This window comes from Paenibacillus sp. FSL W8-1187 (assembly GCF_037965485.1).
In the GTDB taxonomy this organism is placed as follows: domain Bacteria; phylum Bacillota; class Bacilli; order Paenibacillales; family Paenibacillaceae; genus Paenibacillus_O; species Paenibacillus_O pasadenensis.
Genome location: NZ_CP150181.1, coordinates 4,325,772 through 4,344,967, shown reverse-complemented (window position 1 = coordinate 4,344,967; position 19,196 = coordinate 4,325,772). Strand labels below are relative to the sequence as shown.

Annotated in this window: 17 protein-coding genes; 10 read left to right on the top strand and 7 right to left on the bottom strand. The window is 66.2% G+C overall.

Annotation, left to right across the window (positions count from 1 at the left end):
• Positions 1-27 precede the first annotated feature (27 nt).
• The 5 genes from NYE40_RS18755 (at position 28) to NYE40_RS18735 (ending at position 7,130) form a co-directional block, all read left to right on the top strand.
• Entirely contained in the window at positions 28-1,374 is a 1,347-nt protein-coding gene (locus tag NYE40_RS18755) for a UDP-glucose/GDP-mannose dehydrogenase family protein (protein ID WP_339278778.1), read from the top strand.
• 210 nt (positions 1,375-1,584) lie between these two features.
• A complete protein-coding gene (locus tag NYE40_RS18750; RefSeq protein ID WP_339278777.1) occupies positions 1,585-4,287 on the top strand; it encodes an S-layer homology domain-containing protein in 2,703 nt (900 codons plus the stop codon).
• A 94-nt stretch (positions 4,288-4,381) separates the two neighbouring features.
• The gene (locus tag NYE40_RS18745) at positions 4,382-4,972 is read left to right on the top strand and encodes a hypothetical protein (RefSeq protein WP_339278776.1); all 591 of its coding nucleotides are present in this window, start codon (positions 4,382-4,384) and stop codon (positions 4,970-4,972) included.
• Between the two features lie 6 nt (positions 4,973-4,978).
• Complete coding sequence (locus tag NYE40_RS18740; RefSeq protein WP_339278775.1) at positions 4,979-6,169, top strand: copper amine oxidase N-terminal domain-containing protein; 1,191 nt, start codon at positions 4,979-4,981, stop codon at positions 6,167-6,169.
• 43 nt (positions 6,170-6,212) lie between these two features.
• Positions 6,213-7,130, top strand: a complete 918-nt coding sequence (locus tag NYE40_RS18735; protein WP_339278774.1) for a hypothetical protein — start codon at positions 6,213-6,215, stop codon at positions 7,128-7,130.
• A 1,041-nt stretch (positions 7,131-8,171) separates the two neighbouring features.
• On the opposite strand, the gene NYE40_RS18730 is transcribed toward NYE40_RS18735, so the two are convergent.
• Entirely contained in the window at positions 8,172-8,534 is a 363-nt protein-coding gene (locus NYE40_RS18730) for a helix-turn-helix transcriptional regulator (RefSeq protein ID WP_028600493.1), read from the bottom strand.
• A 359-nt stretch (positions 8,535-8,893) separates the two neighbouring features.
• On the opposite strand from NYE40_RS18730, the gene NYE40_RS18725 reads away from it, so the two are divergent.
• The 3 genes from NYE40_RS18725 (at position 8,894) to NYE40_RS18715 (ending at position 12,064) form a co-directional block, all read left to right on the top strand.
• Positions 8,894-9,922 (top strand): HNH endonuclease signature motif containing protein, encoded by a 1,029-nt coding sequence (locus tag NYE40_RS18725; RefSeq protein ID WP_244912726.1) that lies wholly within the window; start codon positions 8,894-8,896, stop codon positions 9,920-9,922.
• A gap of 446 nt (positions 9,923-10,368) precedes the next feature.
• On the top strand, positions 10,369-10,917 hold the full coding sequence (locus NYE40_RS18720; RefSeq protein ID WP_323744206.1) for a CAP domain-containing protein: 549 nt from the start codon (positions 10,369-10,371) through the stop codon (positions 10,915-10,917).
• 490 nt (positions 10,918-11,407) lie between these two features.
• The gene (locus NYE40_RS18715; RefSeq protein ID WP_228551653.1) at positions 11,408-12,064 is read left to right on the top strand and encodes a 3D domain-containing protein; all 657 of its coding nucleotides are present in this window, start codon (positions 11,408-11,410) and stop codon (positions 12,062-12,064) included.
• A gap of 80 nt (positions 12,065-12,144) precedes the next feature.
• Here NYE40_RS18715 and NYE40_RS18710 read toward each other — a convergent pair whose 3' ends face one another.
• Positions 12,145-12,984, bottom strand: a complete 840-nt coding sequence (locus tag NYE40_RS18710; RefSeq protein WP_028600496.1) for a polysaccharide deacetylase family protein — start codon at positions 12,982-12,984, stop codon at positions 12,145-12,147.
• Positions 12,985-13,138: 154 nt separating this feature from the next.
• A complete protein-coding gene (locus NYE40_RS18705; RefSeq protein WP_101808056.1) occupies positions 13,139-14,395 on the bottom strand; it encodes a methyl-accepting chemotaxis protein in 1,257 nt (418 codons plus the stop codon).
• Positions 14,396-14,663: 268 nt separating this feature from the next.
• Here NYE40_RS18705 and NYE40_RS18700 point away from each other — a divergent pair, with 268 nt between their 5' ends.
• Complete coding sequence (locus NYE40_RS18700) at positions 14,664-15,092, top strand: hypothetical protein (protein WP_028600498.1); 429 nt, start codon at positions 14,664-14,666, stop codon at positions 15,090-15,092.
• Between the two features lie 72 nt (positions 15,093-15,164).
• Here the strand turns inward: NYE40_RS18700 and NYE40_RS18695 are convergent, their stop codons facing one another.
• The 3 genes from NYE40_RS18695 to NYE40_RS18685 all read right to left on the bottom strand — a co-directional run bounded on the left by NYE40_RS18695 (position 15,165) and on the right by NYE40_RS18685 (position 17,331).
• On the bottom strand, positions 15,165-15,383 hold the full coding sequence (locus NYE40_RS18695; RefSeq protein WP_028600499.1) for an alpha/beta-type small acid-soluble spore protein: 219 nt from the start codon (positions 15,381-15,383) through the stop codon (positions 15,165-15,167).
• Between the two features lie 72 nt (positions 15,384-15,455).
• The gene (locus NYE40_RS18690; protein ID WP_028600500.1) at positions 15,456-16,313 is read right to left on the bottom strand and encodes a TIGR03943 family protein; all 858 of its coding nucleotides are present in this window, start codon (positions 16,311-16,313) and stop codon (positions 15,456-15,458) included.
• Between the two features lie 19 nt (positions 16,314-16,332).
• Positions 16,333-17,331 carry a permease gene (locus tag NYE40_RS18685; RefSeq protein WP_028600501.1) on the bottom strand — a complete coding sequence of 333 codons (999 nt, stop codon included), beginning with the start codon at positions 17,329-17,331 and terminating at the stop codon, positions 16,333-16,335.
• 451 nt (positions 17,332-17,782) lie between these two features.
• On the opposite strand from NYE40_RS18685, the gene trpS reads away from it, so the two are divergent.
• Positions 17,783-18,766: a tryptophan--tRNA ligase gene (gene trpS / locus NYE40_RS18680; RefSeq protein WP_101808055.1), complete on the top strand. Its 984-nt coding sequence runs from the start codon at positions 17,783-17,785 to the stop codon at positions 18,764-18,766.
• Positions 18,767-18,906: 140 nt separating this feature from the next.
• On the opposite strand, the gene NYE40_RS18675 is transcribed toward trpS, so the two are convergent.
• The gene (locus tag NYE40_RS18675; protein WP_164820167.1) at positions 18,907-19,074 is read right to left on the bottom strand and encodes a hypothetical protein; all 168 of its coding nucleotides are present in this window, start codon (positions 19,072-19,074) and stop codon (positions 18,907-18,909) included.
• Between the last annotated feature and the right edge of the window lie 122 nt (positions 19,075-19,196).

Sequence of the window (19,196 nt, the reverse complement as noted above, 5' to 3'; positions counted from 1 at the left end):
TCCAATAAACGATCGGGAGTGGAAGCGATGAAGATTACGGTAGTAGGGACAGGATATGTCGGCCTCGTATCGGGCGTTTGCTACGCGGAGCTGGGGCACAGCGTCATCTGCGTGGACAAGGATCCGCTGAAGGTCGCGACGCTCCAGAACGGGGAGATCCCGATCTACGAGCCGGGCCTCCAGGAGCTGTCCGTGCGAAACGCGGAGCTCGGGCGGCTGCGCTTCACGTCGAGCCTCGGCGATTCGGTCAAGGGCGCGGATCTGATCGTCATCGCCGTCGGCACGCCGCCGCTTCCGGGCGGCCAGGCGAATCTGGCGTACATCGAGCTGGCGGCGCAGGAGATCGCCGACGCGATGGAAGGCCATCCCGTCGTCGCCATCAAGAGCACGGTGCCGGTCGGCACGAACGAAAAGGTGCGCGAGCTGATCCGGGAGCGGACGGACTGCCCGTTCGACAGCGTCTCGCTGCCGGAGTTCCTGCGGGAAGGCTCCGCCGTCTCCGACACGATGCATCCCGACCGGATCGTCATCGGCACCGACTCGCCGCGCGCCGAGGCGCTGCTGCGCGAGCTGCACGCCGGCCTCGGCTGCGCCTTCGTCGTCACCGACATCCGCAGCGCCGAGATGATCAAGTACGCCTCCAACGCCTTCCTCGCGACGAAGATCTCGTTCATCAACGAAATCGCCAACATCTGCGAGAAGGTCGGGGCCGACGTCACCCGCGTCGCCGAGGGCATGGGCCGCGACAAGCGGATCGGCGCCTCGTTCCTCAAGGCGGGCATCGGCTACGGCGGCTCCTGCTTCCCGAAGGACACGCAGGCGCTCATCCAGATCGCCGGCCACGTCGACTACGAGTTCAAGCTGCTGCGCTCGGTCGTCGAGGTGAACCAGGACCAGCGGTTCAACGTCATCCGCAAGCTCGAGACGATTTTCGGCGGCGAGCTGTCCGGCCGCACGGTCGCCGTCTGGGGCCTCGCGTTCAAGCCGGACACCGACGACGTGCGCGAGGCGCCCGCCCAGGAGATCATCGGCGAGCTGCTGGCGCGCGGCGTCGAGGTGCGGGTGTACGATCCGATCGCGATGGACAACTTCCGCAGCCAGTTCGGCAGCGGAGACGGCTCCGTCGTCTGGTGCGGCAGCGCGCTGGAGGCGGCGGCGGGCTCCGACGCGGTCTGCCTGCTCACCGAGTGGAGCGAGTTCGGCGAGACGGACCTGCAGCGGCTGCGCGCCGTCGTCCGCGAGCCGGTGCTGATCGACGGGCGCAACGCGTTCGACGAGGCCGCGCTCCAGGGAACCGACTTCATCTATTATTCCGTCGGCAGGCCGAGCCTCGCCCGCGGCGTCAAGGCTCCCGTGCCGGAGCTGAGCTACTAGAACCAAGCCGCACGCCGCTTCGGCGGCGGCTTTGCGCGTCAAGCCGAGCGCCGGGCCGAGCGGCAGGCAGAGCGTCAAGCCGCACGCCAGGCCGTGCGCTCGGGCAGCGCTCAAGCCGCGCCTTAAGCCGGGCGCGGTACGGCGCCTTGCTCGGCGGCCGGCCTGCTATCTCCCGCAACGCCTATCCGAACAATCGAGGTGAGGAAACCTATGACGAATCATCGCAAGCTGTCTCTGGCCATGCTCGCCGCTGTCATGGCGGCCGGCCCGTTGTCCGCGCTGCCTTCGGTCGCGCTTTCTTCCCTGTCCGGCGGCGGCATCGCCAGCGCGGCGGGCTCGCTGCCGCAGCCGCCGAACATCGACGGCGCGCTGGCGCAGCTGTACGCGCTGCATGAAGCGCTGCTGGCCGGAGATCCGGCCGACCTGCAGGACGTGCTTCGCTTCCGCGAGGAGCTCGAGGCGCTCGATCCGGCCGCCGAGTTCCAGCTCGCCGCGCCGGTATGGGACAAGATCGACGCCAAGCTGCCGGCTTCGGCGGACCGCGAGTTCATCCGGAACAACCTGTTCGCGCTGTACCGCGACACGCTCGCGCTGACGTACCGTCCTACCTACGACGACCTGCGCAAGCTGCGCTCCAACGCCGACTACCGCGCGGCGCTGGCCGCGATCGTGCGCGCGGGCGGCGACAGCGACCTGACGATGGACGAGGTCGTCGCGTTCTTCTACGGCGACGGCGGCTCGCGCCTCGGCGTCGAGGGCACCGTGCGCAAGCGTATCGCCGAGCTCAGCCAGGCGCAGCTGTTCCAGCTGCTCTACGAGCCGCAGAAGCGCAACGAGCTCATGCTGCGCGTGCTGAACGACCTGCTCGCCCGCACGGACGAGTATACGTTCGCCGCGATGCTGCAGGAGTACGGCATTACGAGCATGGACCTGCAGCAGACGATGGTGGGCTTCCAGGAGCGGCTCGCGTACGAGAAGCCGGCCGCGTCGGCGCTGCTCGTCGCGCTCATGCGGCTGACGAGCGCCGAGCAGGTGCAGGTGTCCCAGCAGGGACGGCAGCATCAATACTCGCTGACCGTCAGCGGCATCGCCATTCCTTCGGTAGCGCTCACCTGGGCCAAGCTGTCCGGCAGCGACGACGTGGCCGTCACGGGCAGCGGCATCGTTACGATCCCCGGCAGCGCCTCCTCGGGGAGCGCGGTCATCCAGGCCCGGCTGCTCAACCCGTACGGCGGTCCGGACAAGGTCATCTTCCAAAAGGAGATTACGCTGACGGCCGAAGGCGCGACGCCATCGCCGACGCCGAGCGAGTCCCCGACGCCGACGCCAAGCGCGTCTCCGACGCCGACGCCGAGCGAGTCCCCGACGCCGACGCCAAGCGCGTCTCCGACGCCGACACCGAGCGAGTCTCCGACACCGACGCCAAGCGCGTCTCCGACGCCAAGTCCGACGCCGGACCCTGGCGGAGGCGGCTTCCCGGGCTTTCCCGGGTTCCCTGGGTTCCCCGGCTTCCCGACGCCGACCCCGGGCAGCGGAGGCGGGTCCGGCGAGGAGCCGGGCAACACCGGTCCGGGCAGCGTAGCGGAGCAGATCGCGGCGATCCTGCAGCAGTATTTCGCCAAGCTCGAGTCGATCAAGCAGCGCTACAACGCCACGAACTCGATCAGCGAGAAGCTGAAGCTGATCCGCGAGGCGTTCAAGGCGGCGCAGGAAGCGCTCGATGCGATCGGCAAGATCAAGGTGCCGGCGCCGACGCCGCGCTCGGCCGGAGCCTTCAGCGCCGAGTGGAACGCCGAGGAGGCGGGCAGCCAGTTTTCGGCCATCTCGGACGCTGCGGCCCAGATCAAAGGCGCGCTCGCCGATTTCGAGGGAGCCGGACAAGCCGGCACGGGCTCGCTGCGGGTGAGCGCGGAGCTTGACTTCGAGACCGAGCAGGCCGACAGCTGGTCGCTCGACATCCCGGCCGAGGTGCTGGAGTCGGCCAAGAGCAGCGGCATCGACTTCATCGGACTCCAAGCGGAAGGCGCGCGCGTCTCCGTGCCGGTGGCGGCGCGGACCGGCAAGCTGTCGATCACCTTGAGCCGCCTGCAGGACAGCGCCGTCACCTCCGCCTCCAGCCTGCCGCTGGCGTCGAGAGCGTACACGTACGAGATCGAGCAGTCCGGCCGCAAGATTACGAGCTTCGGCAGGCCGGTGCGGCTCGAGCTGCCTCTCTCGCGTTCCGGATCGGTCGACGCCGACCGGCTGAGCCTCGTCAAGATCCGGGCGGGCCGGGCAGCCGACTTCCAGTCGGGCGTCGCGGGCTCGGTCTACTCGGCGGACGTGCAGGATGCCGGCTCGGTGTACGCGGTCGTCGAGAACCGGGTGGCGTTCAAGGACATTCCGGCCTCGCATTGGGCGCGGACGACGATCGAGACGATGGCGGCCAAAGGCATCATGAACGGCGTTTCGGCCGGCGCCTTCGAGCCGTCGCGCAGCGTGACGCGCGCCGAGTTCGCCAAGATGCTCGTGCGCACGTTCAACCTTGGCGCCGACGCGGTGCCGCTGACGTTCAAGGATGTCCGCGAGTCCGACTGGTTCGCTCCGTATGTGGGCACGGCGGCGGCGAGCGGCATCACGAGCGGCCGCAGCGCCGACAGCTTCGCTCCGCATGCGGCGATCAGCCGCCAGGAGATGGCCGCGATGATCGCGCGCGCGCTCCAGCAGGCGGGCGGCTATCCGACGTCGCTGCTCACCGAGCAGGCGCTTGCGAGCTTCAAGGACCGGGCTTCCGTCAGCGCTTCGCTGAAGCCGGCCGTAGCGATCGCCGCGCAGCTCGGCATCATCGGCGGCGGCGGCGAGCTGAAGCCGCAGCAGCAGGCTTCGCGCGCCGAGGCGTCGGCGATGCTGTACCGCGCCGCCAAGCAGCTGTAGCCGAATCGAATCGCGGGGGCGGAGCCTTCGCCGGACGGAGGGACATCCGTTCGGCGTCCGCCCTTGCTTTCGTTGCGGGGAAGGAGGATGGATCATGCGCAAGCGCGTGAAAAGGCTGCTGATCGGCCTCGCGGTCGCGCTGCTGCTCGGAGGCGGAGGCTGGATCGCCGCCGAGCGGGCCGCCGACAAGGCGCTGGCCGCCTTCATGGAGCAGCTCGCTCCCCAGCTGGCGGCGGAGGCGGGGGCTTCGGCAGCGGCCGCAGGCGATCCGCTCCTGGCGGGAGCGGTCCCGCCAGGAGCGGGCGCTGCCGCCCCGCCGCTGGAGGCGGAAGGGGCTCCGGCAGCGGGCGGCAAGGCCGCCTCGGCTGCGGCTGATGCCGGCTCCGAGGCGAGCGGCGGCCCGTCCGGCGCGGCAGCCGCGCCGGCAGTGCCGGCGGCCTATGCCGACGCGGCCGCCCGGCTGTCCGCAGCCGAGAAGCGGGAAGCGCTCTCCATCGTCGCCGGCGCGATGGACCGGCAGGAGGCGCTCGGCCTGCTGCGGCTCGCCGCAGGCGGGGTGACGGCGGAGGAGAAGGAGCAGATCAAGCGCAAGCTGCGGGCCGGACTGGACGAGGCCGATTACGGCCGGCTGCGCGAGCTCGCGCGCAAGGCGCTGGCGCTGGATAAGAAGGATGAAGGAGGCTGATCGGATATGAATCGGAATGGGGCAAGCAAAGGGGCGCTGCTGGCGGCCGCGCTGCTGCTGTTCTCGCCCGCAGCGGCGGGATCCTCGGCGGCCGCTCCGGCCGCCAAGGCCGCGGCAGCGGCGAAGACGGTGTCGGCGCTGTCGCTGCCAGCGACGATCGCGGTCGGGGGCCAGGTGCTCGTGCTGGACAAGGGGAGCTCGGTCTTTTTGCATGAAGGAAGGACGTATCTGCCGCTGCGTGCGGCGTCGGAGGCGCTCGGGCTGGAGGCGGCGTGGGACAACGCCGCCAAGAAGCTGTCGCTGCAGCAGCCGTCCGATGCCGGGCGCCAGGCGCTGGCGGCGAAGCTGGCCGCTCGGCTCAAGGCGGAGGGCCGCTCGGCGGACGGAGGCGTCAAGCTCGCCCTGACGCCGGTCCCGGTCCGCTTCCACGCCTTCGGGCAGGAGGCCGCGCTTCCGTCCGGGCAGCAAGTATTCATCGCCAAAGGCACGCTTTACGTCCCGCTGCGCTTCGCCGCGGAGCTGACGGGAGCGTCCGTCGCCTGGGACGGCAAGCGGCTGCGCGTCGACATCGCGCCGGCTGCGCAAGCCGGCAGCGGCGGCGGGGCCGAGGACGGACTGAGCGGCGGGGAGGACGGAGCCGCTCCGCCGGCCGGCGGAGCCTCGTCGCCGGCGCCGACCGCTTCGCCGTCTCCGGCCGGCCCGCCTGCAGGAGGAGGCGGAGGAGGCGGAGGAGGCTGGGCGCCGCCTCCGGCAACGCCTGCGCCGAGCGCCTCTCCGGCTCCATCGGCGCCTCCGGGCTCTCCGGCTCCATCGCCGACGGCATCGCCGTCTCCAGGCGCAACGCCGACGCCATCTCCAGGCGCAACGCCGACGCCGTCTTCTTCGGCATCGGAGGAGGAGATCCACCGCCAGGCAAGGAGCGAAGCCGACGCGCTGCGCGGCAAATGCCGCAGCGATCTCGTCGCGCTCGCGCTGCGCTACTCGTCCGCCTCCACGGGCGCGGAGAAGGCGAAGGCGCGGCAGGAAGGAGAAGCCGTATTCGCGGCTTGCGACGCTGCGTTCGAGCGCATCATGAGCGGGACGAGAGCGAAGCTGGAGGCCGGGGGCTATTCGACCGAGCGTCTGCAGGAATACCGCAAGGAATATGAACGGGAACTGGCGAAAGGGCGCGCGCTGCTGGAGGGACTGCTCGGCTGATTCAAGGACGCGCGCAGCATAAGCGAAAGAGGGGACGGTCATCATGAGCCATCGAAACAAGCGCAAGAAACGTTCCGCCGTCGGCCGCGGAGGGCTGCGGCCGCGGGCCGGGCGCCTGCTGCTCGCGCTGGCGATGGCGGCGGCCGTCGTGCCGGCCGTGCTCGGGTATCTGAATCATCGCGAGCTGGAACGGGGAACGACGGAGACGGCGATGGCGCTGCTGCCGCAGCGCTCCGCGGCTCCCGCGCCCTCGCCGGCAGGCGCAGCAGCGGACCCTGGCGAGGGCACGGGGGCGAGCGGCGCGGCGGCGAGCGGAGACGGAGCGGCCGAAGCTGCGCCTCCGCTCGCCGCTGGTGCCGGCGACGCTGCGAAGGAAGCTTCCGGCGAAGCTCCCCAGTCGGCCGCCGCCGGTGCCGAAGGCGACGCGGAGGAAGCATCCCAGTCGGCCGGCGCGGGAGCGGGCGGCATCGCGAAGGAGGCTTCTCGGCCAGGCGGCGCGGGAGCGGGCGGGCCTTCGCCTGCGGGAGGGCAGTCGGCCGGACAGCCGGCGGGAGCTGCTCCATCGGCGGCGCCGTCTGCGGCGAAGCCGCCGGCCGCGAGTGCCGAGCCGGACACTGCCGTCTACGAGCGGAGGCTGGAAACGATCCGCGAGCAATGCGTCTCGGCGGGAGCCTCGGTGCTCCAGGAAGGCGAGGCACGGCTCCGCGAGGCGAGGAGCGGAGAGCTGACGGAGCAGCAGCGGCAGCAGGCCGGCGCGGAGCTTGCCGGCGAGATGGAGGCTGCCGAATCTGGCTGCCGCAGCCGCTTCGACCGGCTGATCGCGGAGGCGGAGCAGGCGAATGTCCCTGAGAGCGAGCGCAGCAAGTGGAAGCAGAGCTACGAGCAGTCCCGCGAGCTGCTGCGCGCCGGGCTGAGCAAGCAGCTCGACGCCTTGGCGTCGGCTGCAGACCCGCTTAGTTAGTTAGGGGCATCTATCCCCGCCTTTTTGCCCTCTGCTTCGTCACGCAGGCTCGACGTACCCCTGGGTACGCCTATGCCTGCATTCCTGCAGGGATCAAAAATCCGGCCCTATCTGCCTCCTTCGGAGTATGCAAACACGCCCTAGAGCGTGCCCTAGAGCGTGCCCTAGAGCGTGCCCTAGGGCGTGTTCCGCGGCGGCCGGCGCCTGATCCGCGACGGGCCGTGGGCGTTGGCTGGCAAGCGAAAGGGGCCGCAACTTCAAGAGGGCTGTCCCGCAGGTCGATATCTGACCTCGGCCAGCCTGTTCGTTGCTTCCGCATGCGCGGTTTTTCCGCGCGTAGACGGCGCGCCCAGGCCGCAGCGGCAAGCTACGCGCGGTTTTTCCGCGCGTAGGAGGCGCGCCCAGGCCGCAGCGGCAAGCTACGCGCGGTTTTTCCGCGTGTAGGCGGCGCGCCCAGGCCGCAGCGGCAAGCTACGCGCGGTTTTTCCGCGTGTAGGCGGCGCGCCCAAGCCGCAGCGGCAAGCTACGCGCGGTTTTTCCGCGCATAGGCGGCGCGCCCAGGCCGCAGCGGCAAGCTACGCGCGGTTTTTCCGCGCGTAGGAGGCGCGCCCAGGCCGCAGCGGCAAGCTACGCGCGGTTTTTCCGCGCATAGGCGGCGCGCCCAGGTCGCAGCGGCAAGCTGCGCGCGGTTTTTCCGCGCATAGGCGGCGCGCCCAGACCGCAGCGGCAAGCTACGCGCGGTTTTTCCGCGCATAGGCGGCGCGCCCAGACCGCAGCGGCAAGCTACGCGCGGTTTTTCCGCGCATAGGCGGCGCGCCCAGGTCGCAGCGGCAAGCTACGCGCGGTTTTTCCGCGCATAGGCGGCGCGCCCAGGCCGCAGCGGCAAGCTACGCGCGGTTTTTCCGCGCATAGGCGGCGCGCCCAGGCCGCAGCGGCAAGCTGCGCGCGGTTTTTCCGCGTGTAGGCGGCGCGCCCAAGCCGCAGCGAGCTGTGGCGGTGTCTGACTGCTCTCAGGCAGATAAAAAAACCGGTCAAGGCAGTTCAGCCTTGGCCGGTTTGATCGTTGCGGAGCCTTTCGCGGACGACGCGCTCGAGCAGCAGCCGGACGAGCTCGACGTCCTCTTCCTCCAGCGGAATTCCGTCCCAGTGCAGCTGCTGGAGGTTCAGCCATTCGCGGGCGTTGCTGCTCGGCTCGACCGGCTCGGCATATTCCGTGAGGCCGAGCAGATAATCGGACGTCGTATGCAAGCGGCGCGCGATCGTCTGGATCGATTCCAGGGTCGGCTGGCGGTATCCGGACTCATAGCCGGCGTAGGTGCTTTTGGCGACCCCAACATAATCGGCTACTTCCTGCATCGTAAGCTTTCTCTTTTTACGCAGCGCTTTGAGTCGTTTCGCAAACATCCGCCACCATCCCCCCCTGCGGCCTACGTTCCCGTCCGGTGCCGCCAAGGCGTTCCAGAGGGTTCATGCCGGTCTGAAAATGTCACATGTACTGAATATTCGTATTATAGCATGGCTTCTAGGAAGATGCACCCGTAATTATAGGACATTAGTAACATGGCATTGAGACTATAGTCTCAACATCGAGCCGAAAATTTGTATAAATTGTCATTATTGGACGTGACGGGTTATTTCAAGCGGGCTTTCTCGTTCCGCAGAGCGGCGTTTCGAAAAGCGAACCGCTTACGGCGCTGTTTATCGGCAAGCTCCGTTATGGTATGCTTTGGAGAAAGACACTCGGCGAACGGAGCGTACGATTCATGGATACCAAACAATGCGCCGTATGCGGCCGCGACAAACCAGAAGGAGCCTTCCCGAAGCGCACCGGCCGCAAGGGGCGCAGAGGCACGTGCAGAGCTTGCCAGCGCAGGCGCAAGCGGGACGAAGTCGGTGCGGAGGCTCTGCTCCCGCCGGCCGCCGCTCGTCGTGCGCGCGGCCGCGCGGCCGTCCTCGCCCCAGGAGCGTCCGCCGCCGCGCCGACCGCCGGCGGGGGCGAGCGTGCCCCGGGAGCGTCCGTCGCCGCGCCGGCCGCCGGCGGGGGCGAGCGCGCCTCGCAATCCGTCGCCGCGCCGGCTGCCGCCGCGGCCGAACGGGACCCTGCCGCCGGCAAAGGAGCGGCCGCCGTTGCGGCGGCGCGGAGAACCGCGCCCGATCCGCCGGCCGCCGCTTCCGGACGGGAGCCGAGTCCGGACAGTCCGGCCGCGGAGGCGCGGCCTTCCGCCGGCGCTTCCGGCACTGCCGCCGCCCGCTCGCCGGAGGCGGTCGTCTCGTCGGCCGATGCCGTCTCGGAGACGGGACCGTCCAAGCGCAAGCGCAAGCGCCGCCGCCGCCGCAAAGGGCGCAAGGCGGCCGTCGCCGCTTCGCATTCCCATACGCCGGGAGTGCGCTTGCCGTACAAGCCTATCCGGCCGTTCAAGGGTCCTTTTTCGTACGATCCGTCGGTGCTCAACGATAGAGGAACCGGCCTCATCCAGCTGCGGGGCCGCCGCGAGAGCGGCAAGCGCTGGCATACCGAAATCGACCGCGACATCGCGGTGCGCATGGTTCAGGAAGGGGCGGCCGGCATTCTGCATCCGCGCCTCATCCACAAGCTGTACACCAAGAGCGATTTCCGCCTGCTCATCCTGCAGCGGGACAACTATGTCTGCCACTATTGCGGCCGCTTCGGCGATACGATCGACCATGTGTTTCCCAAGTCCAAGGGCGGCCTGAGCACCCCGGACAACTGCGTCTGCGCCTGCTCCGCCTGCAACCTCAAAAAAGCCGATACGCTGCCGGACTATCTCTAGATCCAAAAGTCGAGCCGGATGCGCTCGGCTTTTTTTCGTTCTCTTTTTCCCGTTTGGAACTCCGAACGCCGATGAGAGAATTCTCATTGCTCTCAGGACGCGTTTCGCAACCCGCATCCCGACTGAATTTCGAGCCTTCGAGCGTTCTCATTTTTCAGTCTCCAGCTTGAGTTGCCAGGAACTAACAGCGTTTTTCGGCGGATCGGCGTGCTAGGATAGAGGAGCGAAAGGCTTGCACGGCCTTTTACTCGACCTTCGGCTGACGAAGGATAACAGGAGGAGAATTCATTTTGAATAAGAAATTTCTATCTCTAGCATTGGCCGCCGGAGTCGCGTTCACGGGCGTCTCGGCCGCCGGAACAGCCAGCGCAGCGCCTGCTCAGCCTTCTTCTTCGGCCTTGCTTCAACAGCTTTATGCCGGCTCGGGCTTCAACTTTGAAGAGCTTTTGAATAAACTGCAGCAAAACGGCTTTACATGGCCGGGATATACGGCGAAGCCGACGACGGCCCCAACGGCGACGCCGAAGCCGACGACGGCCCCAACGGCGACGCCGAAGCCGACGACGGCCCCAACGGCGACGCCGAAGCCGACGACGGCTCCAGGGTCCGGACAGGAGGAGAGCGGCACGGCCACCTTTGCGCAGCAGGTCGTCACGATCGTGAACCAGGAGCGCGCCAAGCAAGGATTGGCCGCGCTCAAGAGCGACTCGCAGCTGTCTGAAGTCGCGCTCGTGAAAGCGAAGGACATGTACACGAACAATTACTTCTCGCATACGTCCCCGACGTACGGCTCGCCATTCGACATGATGAAGCAGTTCGGCGTGACGTACAGCTATGCAGGCGAGAACATCGCCAAAGGCCAGCGCACCCCGGCCGAAGTAATGAATGCCTGGATGAACAGCGCGGGCCACAAGGCCAACATCCTGAAGGCCGAGTACACGAACATCGGCGTCGCGTACCATAACGGCGTTTGGGTGCAAATGTTCAAGGCGTAATCTCTCTCTGTAGATCGGCTTGACCGGGCAAGGGCTGTCTCCGATTCGCCATGAGGCGACCGGGGGCAGCCCTATTCGGCTTTCCGGACGGCATTGAGGGCATCGGGGGCATCGGACGGGATCCAGCTGCATGGAACGAAATCTAGCGGCATCGGACAGGATCGGCAGGCAGCGGGCGGCCCGGAAAATGACGCGGCGGCACGGAGTTTTTGATCGCCGCCCACGCGGGCGAGGCTGCATTAGAGTTTTTTCATCCGCCGCCCATGCGCGGTGCCTGCGGGACGCTTCGGGCCTTGCGCGCCTAAGGATTGACCGCTGTCGGGCGAAAATGAGAGCCTTTCATAATCCGCAGCTGGTTGTTTTTGGCTGGTCCGCCGCGAGGAAGCCTGTGTTATTCTGACACCCGTAGGTTTTTGCGCGGACCGCACCATTCCGCTGCCGGGCCCGACGAACGGAGCCCGAAGCGTCCCACCAAGGAGGAACCATGCCCATGACGATGAAGACCATGCTCCGCCCGATGATCAAATCCGCCGCCGCCGTTTTGGCCGGCCTCGCGCTTTTGAGCTCTCCCGTATCGGCCTCCGCCGCTACGACGTATGTCGCCAAGGACGGCGATACGTTCTGGAAGCTCGCGCAGGCGTTCCATGTTCCGCTGGACAAGCTGATGGAGATGAACGAAGGCATCGAGCCGACGAACATCTACTCCGGCTTGAAGCTCTCCATTCCGGCCGGCACGACGATCCACGCCTCGTCCGCAGGCATCCGCCTGATCGCCGCCGACGAGGGAACGAAAAAAGTCATCGATCCGACCGGCAAGTCCTACGAGGTAGGACGCACGCTTCAGATCAAGGCAAGCGCCTATACGTCCGCGGCTTCCGAAAACGGAAAATGGGGAGCGGTCGACTATTTCGGAAACCCGCTTCGCGTCGGCACCGTCGCGGTCGATCCGAAGCAGATTCCGCTTGGAACGAAGCTGTACATTACCGGCTACAGCTACGACGGCCTGCCGGTCGGCGGCATGATCGCGACCGCGACGGATACAGGCGGCAGCATCAAAGGAGACCGAATCGACATCTTCGTGCCCGGCACGACGGCCGAAGCTCGTTCGTTCGGCTTCCAATGGGTCAAGGTGCATGTCCTGACCTGATCCAAGCCAAACCAAACCATACCATACCGCTTCATTTAGATAGAAGAACCGGCTCCTTTCGCCAAGGAGCCGGTTCTTTGTCAATAGAGGCGCATTTTCTCGATTTCTTCCGATTCGCCGAGCAGCTCCGGCACCGTCACCATCTCGTAGCCCTGATCGCGCAGCATGCGGATGAGGCGGGGCAGCGCCTTGACGGTGCCGCTCAGATCCTCGCCGATGCCGCCGCCGGCATGCTGCAGGATGATGCTGCCCGGTGCGAGCGTCTTTTGGGCGTTGCGCACGATCTGGTCGGCGGACAGCCCTCTCCAGTCCTGCGTGTCGACATCCCAATTGACGACGAAGTAGCCGCGGCTCTGGGTCCACATCAGCTGGCGGGGCGTGATTTCTCCGTAGGGAGGCCGCAGGAAGCGCGGCGTGAAGCCGAGATGGGTCCTGAGCAGGCGGCTCGTCGACTCGATCTGTTCCTCGAACTTCGAGGGAGGCAGATGGGCGTAAGACGTATGGTCGTACGAATGATTGCCGATGGCATGGCCTTCCGCGCGGATGCGGCAGAGCACGGAGGGCGCCTTCGCCGCTCTTTCTCCGACGACAAAAAAGGTGGCCCGCACATGCTCTCGGGCCAGAATGTCCAGCACCTCCGGCGTATACTGCTCGTCCGGCACATCGTCGAACGTCAGCGCCACGCGCTTGATGCCGGCCGGTCCGCGCGTGGCGAACGCCCCGGGATACTCCCGCGATAGCGTAATCCAGGAAACCGTCCTTGGCTTGAGGGCGGCCGCCTGAACGACCGCTTCCGCCGGGGCAGCGGTCGGGGCCTCCCCAGCGGAAGCGGCGCCGGCGATCTTCGGCGTTCCGCCCAGAAGCGGCAGCAGCGCGAGCAGCAGGGCGGGCCAACCCGGCCAACGGCGCAAAGGCTTCATCGGTACACCTCCTACAGGGATCAAGCCGGCCTTCCGGATGGCGGTCCAGAGGCTTGCGGATTAGCTATTCCCTGCGTTCCCCCGCTCCATACGGCCCATCGGCCATGAAGAGAGCGACGGCCGATGGCGGCGTCCTTCGCGGACAAGAGACGGATCAGAATTTGAAAATCTGAATCGTGCGCTGCAGCTGGGAAGCCATCTGCTGCATCCGTCCGGTCTCCTCGACGATCGTCTGGATGGAGTCGACCTGCTCGTTCATCGAAGCGGACACCTGCTGGGTGCCGGCGGCGGACTGCTGCGTGATCGCCGAGATGTTGCCGATGGCCTCGGAGATGGCGCGCGCGTTGTCCAGCATGCTCTCGCTCTCGCGGGCGAACTGCTCGATCTGGCTGGAGATGAACTGCACGCTCTCCACGATCTCGCGGAACACCGCTTCGGTCTCGCGCAGCATCTGCGACTGGAGCTCGACGGCCTGCTCGTTGATCTTGATGTTGGCGTTGGCGTCCTTGAGGCCGTGCTCGATGCCTTTGACGAGCGTGAACACTTCCTTGGTCGACGCCGTCGATTCCTCGGCGAGCTTGCGCACCTCCTGGGCGACGACCGCGAAGCCCTTGCCGTGCTCGCCGGCCCGGGCCGCCTCGATGGAGGCGTTGAGCGAGAGCAGGTTCGTCTGCTCCGCCAGATCGGAGATCGTGCGGGTGATGGCGGAGATGCCGCCAGCCGCCTCGGACAGGCGGGCGATCGCCTCGGAGACATGGGCCGCGGCCTCAGCCGTGCGGCGGGTGCCTTCGGCCTGCGTCTCGACGGACTGCTGCCCGCGCTCGACGAGGCGCATCGCCGCCTCCGAGCGCTCGTTCATCATGCGGCTCGATTCGGCGTAGGTGGCCACCTTGGACTCGATCTCGCGGATCGAGTCGCTCATGCCGCCGACCTCCTCGGCGATTTCGCCCGCTCCGGAGGCGAGCTCGCCGGCCGAGGTGCCGACCTGCTCCATGACGGCTTTCACTTGCGAGTTTTTGTTGTAGATGCTCGTGCTCGTCTCGTTGACCATGCGGCCGATGCGGGACGTGTCGGCGAGAATCTCGCGGAGCTTGTCGATCATGCTGTTGAAGGAGTGGGCCAGCTGCCCCAGCGAGGCGCTGGACGTATCGACCCGCTGCGTGAAGTCGCCCTTGGAGATGCCGTAGGCGACCGTCGTCATCTCCTCGATGGAGCTGGTGAGCGAGCGCTCCACGACGGCGGCGAGCGGATAGGAGGCGGCGGCTCCGGCGACGAGCGCGACCGCGACCGGCCAGAGCGGCGAGCCCGCCATCAGGCTGAGGACGAGGAAAAACAGGATGGATACAGCGAGCGCCGTAAAGATGCCGAAGCGAACCTTGTTCTTGATGGAGAGAGAATGATACCATTCCATGCTGAAATCGACTCCTATCGCTGATATGGATAAAGAAAGCGTTACCTAATAATCGGTAATCCGACCATGAAGATGTAGACCTGGGGCCAGGGAAACGAAAAAAAGGGGGAATTGCGTCGAAAGGTGCTTAAGTCCTATTGGGAAGTAGATCGATGTACCCTAAAAAGGGTTAAAACTCTATCCTATTCTGTTAATATTTAGTTGAACCTGAAAAAACGCTGTCCTATAATGTCGCTAAACGACTTCATTTCGATCGGAGGTGAATTAGATGCAAAGCAACAGCGCTTCGCCTCTGGCACGGCAAGTCGACTTTGTATTCCGTCAGCTTGAGTCCGAGCTTACCCATGCCTCCTCGGGTACAGTGCTGATCCATATCCGCAACAATACGGTCGGAAAATACGGCATCCGCCACAATCCTATCGAGCTGAAGCCTCCCGCCTCCCCCCAATCGCCAGCGGGATTGACAGCCGAGCAGGTCAAGGAATTCCGGCAGATGGCGGTGGATGCGCTCAAGAGCAAGTGGAGCTGGACCCATGGCGAGCTTCTATACGACTTCTCGGTGCGCCGCCAAGGAGCCGCCTCCAGCTGGTCGGCCAGCATGCTATGCGAATCGAATTACAATATGGCCAGTTCTCATTTCCGCTACGAGCCGAGGCATCCCGGCCTGTGGGATCGCGGCAGCGTGTCGGAAGAATGATGTTCCCTGAAAAACAGCCTTTGTCCATGGCGGACAAAGGCTGTTTTTCGTTCTGTCTTCGGAGCTGCGCTCTCAGCGCATAGGACGGGCGTTGCCGGACAGCTGCTGCTCGGCGATCTCGACCAGACGTTTCGTTATGTAGCCTCCGAGAGAGCCTGCATCGCGGGTCGCCATGTTGCCGTAATAGCCGTCTTGAGGAATCTGGATGCCCAGCGCCTGAGCGGCCTCGTATTTCATCTGCTCCAGGGCGGCTTGGCAGCCCGGAACGACGAGCCTGTTGTTGCTTGCCATATGCGTCACCTCCTTTTTGATGGAGGTAGTATGCGCCTCGTCTGCCAATATATGCACATCGAGGTCCTCGATTTAAAAATCGGGATCGAGATAGACGTACGGGGAGGCGGGCGGAGGAGCGGATCGCGTCTGTTCGGCTCGGAGCACGAGCGCGGGCTGGCCGTCGTAGACGCCTTCCTCGAGCACGCCTTCCACCGTGAGCCACTCGTCGGTCCGCCGCTGCTTCGCCTGCGCGTCGAGGACCGGCAAGCCGTAGGCCCGGGCGTCGGCGGGACAGCAGGAGACGGCGAAGCGGCTGAGCAGATAGACGCCGTCCGTCGCGCCGGAATCGCGATGGACGAAGCCGGTCAGGCGGATGCGATGGCCTGCGAACGCTTTTCGGTACAGGTCGATCGACGAGAGCGTCTCGATATAAAGCGGCTCCGGAACGTCGATCAAGGGCAGCGCGTGCAGCCGGCGGGCCAGCTCGGCATAAGGACGGGTGAATTCGTCGAACGGAAACGCTTCGGCATCCGCCGCCGTGTCGGAGCGCTGCGGGTGCTCCGCCGCGGCGCCAGGCAGATGGATGCCGGCGCGGGCGGCGTCGGCGCTGCCGAGCGGCACGGCGGGCAGCAGCCCGAAGACGATCGGCAGCAGGAACATCGCGTACACGGCCAGCTGCCTCGGTCCCGCAGCCGCAGGGCCGTGGGCGCCGCAGCCGCAGTCCGCCTCGGCGTCGTCGCCCTGCCAGGCGCGCAGCGCGATCCAGAGCCGGAATACGGCGAGCGCGAACAGGGCGAGCGCGGACAGCTTGACGCCGAGCTCGAGCTTCGGCGCGATGTAGCGGTTCAGCGTCCCGGTCCGTGCAAGCTGCGTGAGCGACAGCGACAAAGCCGCGAGCACGGCCGATTTGGCCGCATGATGAAGGGCGGCGAGAGCGGTTGGAGCCATTTTGCGGAGCGCCTCCTTGTCAAGGAAGATAGACGGCTTCGAGCAGCCAGGAGCCGGTCAGCGTGAAGACGGCGGCCAGGCTGGCGACGAGCAGAACCGTGCGGGCGCGGAACGAAGCGAGCAGGAGCAGCAGGCTCTTGAGATCGATCATCGGTCCGAAGACGAGGAAGGCGAGCAGCGCGCCGTTCTCGAAGCTGCCGCCGAAGGAGGCGGCGACGAACGCGTCCGACGTCGAGCAGAGCGAGAGCAGGAAGGCGACGCCCATCAGGAACAGATGCGACAGCAGCTGGTTGCCGCCGAGCTCCTCGAGGAAGGAGCGGCTGACGGCTGTCTGGAACAGCGTGGCCAGCGCGGCGCCGAGGATGAGATATTTGCCCATGTCGAAAAACTCGTCCGTCGCATGGAGCGCGGCCGACTGCAGCCGGCCTCCGAAGGGGCGCGCCGGCGGCTCCTCCTGCGGCAGCGAAGCGTAGAGCGAGGCGAGATCGGCCTTCAGCGGATCGCTTTTGAGCGTCTTCCACAGGATGGCTCCGATCGCGAAGGCGACGGCGAAGGCGAGCCCGGTCCGCGCGATGGCCATCTGCGGCGTGCCGCCAAACGCGGCCCAGGTGGACGAGAAGACGACGGGGTTGACGACCGGTCCGGCGAGGATGTAGGCGATGCCCGCGTAGGCGGGCATGCCTTTGCGGATGAGGCGCCGCACGGCCGGGATCATGCCGCATTCGCAGAGCGGAAAGACGATGCCGAGCAGTCCGGCCGCCGTCACCGCGAGCAGCGGATGGCGGGGAAGGAGGCGGCGCAGCAGCCGCTCCGACAGATAGATCTGCACGACGGCGGAGATGGCGACGCCGAGCAGCAGGTAGGGCAGCGCTTCGAGCAGGATCCCGATGAAGACGGAGCCGAAGCGGGAGGCGGCAGCCGCGTCCAGCCCCATGTCGCGCCGCGCGATCAGCAGCAGGATTGCACCCGCGCCGATCGTCGAAACGGCGGCGAGCAGCGGCAGCAAGCGTCGGGTCATCGAAAGGAGCTCCTTTCCGGTCCGGCTTGTCCTGTCCTGCGCCGAGAAAGGGCGGACAGGCTGGACGTTCCTCCTCCATGCCTATGCGCGCTCCGCCGAGGACAGAACGGGAACTTCCGCTTTCTGGCCGCATCGCCCAGTTTGGCGTGCTCGCCTTGACTTTTCGCAGAGCGGGACTATAATCGTTCTAAAGGCAACGACAGAATGGAGTACGCGCAGCCAAGGACGTTTCCCAGAGAGCCGGCGGATGCTGAGAAGCCGGCGGAACGGACCGCGCGGAATGGACTCTGGAGCCGGGCTTGTCCCCGCTTGATCCCCGTTAGCGGATCCAAAGGCCGATGCAGCCCCGAAGCGGGCGCCGGCGAATTAGGGTGGCACCACGGTCTCTCGTCCCTTGCGGAGGAGAGGCCTTTTTTGCGTTCAAAAATTCCAAGAGAAGGCGTGAAGCAAGATGAAAAAAGTGCTTTCCGGCATCCAGCCGAGCGGCCAGCTGACGCTCGGCAACTACATCGGAGCTCTCCAGAACTTCGTCCGCCTGCAGGAGACGCATGAATGCTACTTCATGGTCGTCGACCTGCATGCGATCACCGTTCCTCAGGAGCCTGCCGCGCTGCGCGAGCAGTCGCAGTCGATCGCCGCCCTCTATCTGGCGGCGGGCATCGACCCGCAGCATGCGGCCATCTATATGCAGTCCCATGTGCGGGCGCATGCGGAGCTCGGATGGCTGCTGACGACGCTGACGTCGATGGGCGAGCTGGAGCGGATGACGCAGTTCAAGGACAAGTCGGCGGGCAAGGAGTCGGTCGGAGCCGGGCTGTTCGTCTATCCTTCGCTCATGGCGGCCGACATCCTCGTTTACAATGCGGATCTCGTGCCGGTCGGCGACGACCAGAAGCAGCATCTGGAGCTGACGCGCGATCTCGCAGGCCGCTTCAACAGCCGCTACGGCGACTATTTCACGATTCCGGAGCCGTACATTCCGGAGATCGGCGCCCGCATCATGTCGCTCGACGACGTTTCCAAAAAGATGAGCAAGAGCAACCCGAATCCGGGCAGCTTCATCGCTCTGCTCGACGAGCCGGATGTCATCCGCAAGAAGATCAGCCGCGCGACGACCGATTCGGGCCGCGAGATCCGGTTCGACCGCGAATCGAAGCCCGAAGTGAGCAATCTGATGGGCATCTACTCGCTCATGTCGGGCCTCTCGCTGCCGGAGGTCGAGGCGAGATTCGAAGGCCAGGGCTACGGTCCGTTCAAGAAGGAGCTGGCCGAGCGCATCGTCGACGTGCTGGAGCCGCTGCAGCAGCGCTATCGCGAGATCCGCAGCTCCGGCATGCTGGAGGAAGTGCTGAAGCAAGGCGCGGAGAAGGCGTCCGTCGTCGCCGACCGCGTCGTCGCCGGCGTCAAGGAGCGCATGGGCTTCCTTAAAGCCTGATCCGGCCGCAGGCCGAGGCGCGAGGCTGGCGGGTCGCCTTCCGCGGGCTCAGGCAAGCCGCATGAGCCATGCGCGCAAAAAAAAGAAGCGTCTGCCCTTGCGGGCGGACGCTTCTTTTCGTTTTGCCTGCAGCCGGCCGCTCAGCGCTTCTTGAGGCGCGACTTGAGCACGAAGCCGGCTCCGATGAACAGGAACGTGGCCAGTCCGAGCGCGATGGCGGCGCGGCCGCTGTAGCTGATGGAGATCGCGGTGGCGGTCATGAGCGCTACGGACAGCAGGGCGTAGACGAGAGCAAGGGGCTTGGACATGGGGAACGGCCTCCCGAATATAAAGTGGAGAAAAAAACGCGATAGTGAGAATAGAACGAAGCAATCGGAACATAATAAGCTTGCAAGCTTGCAACACACACAACACAGTGCGAACTTCGAAA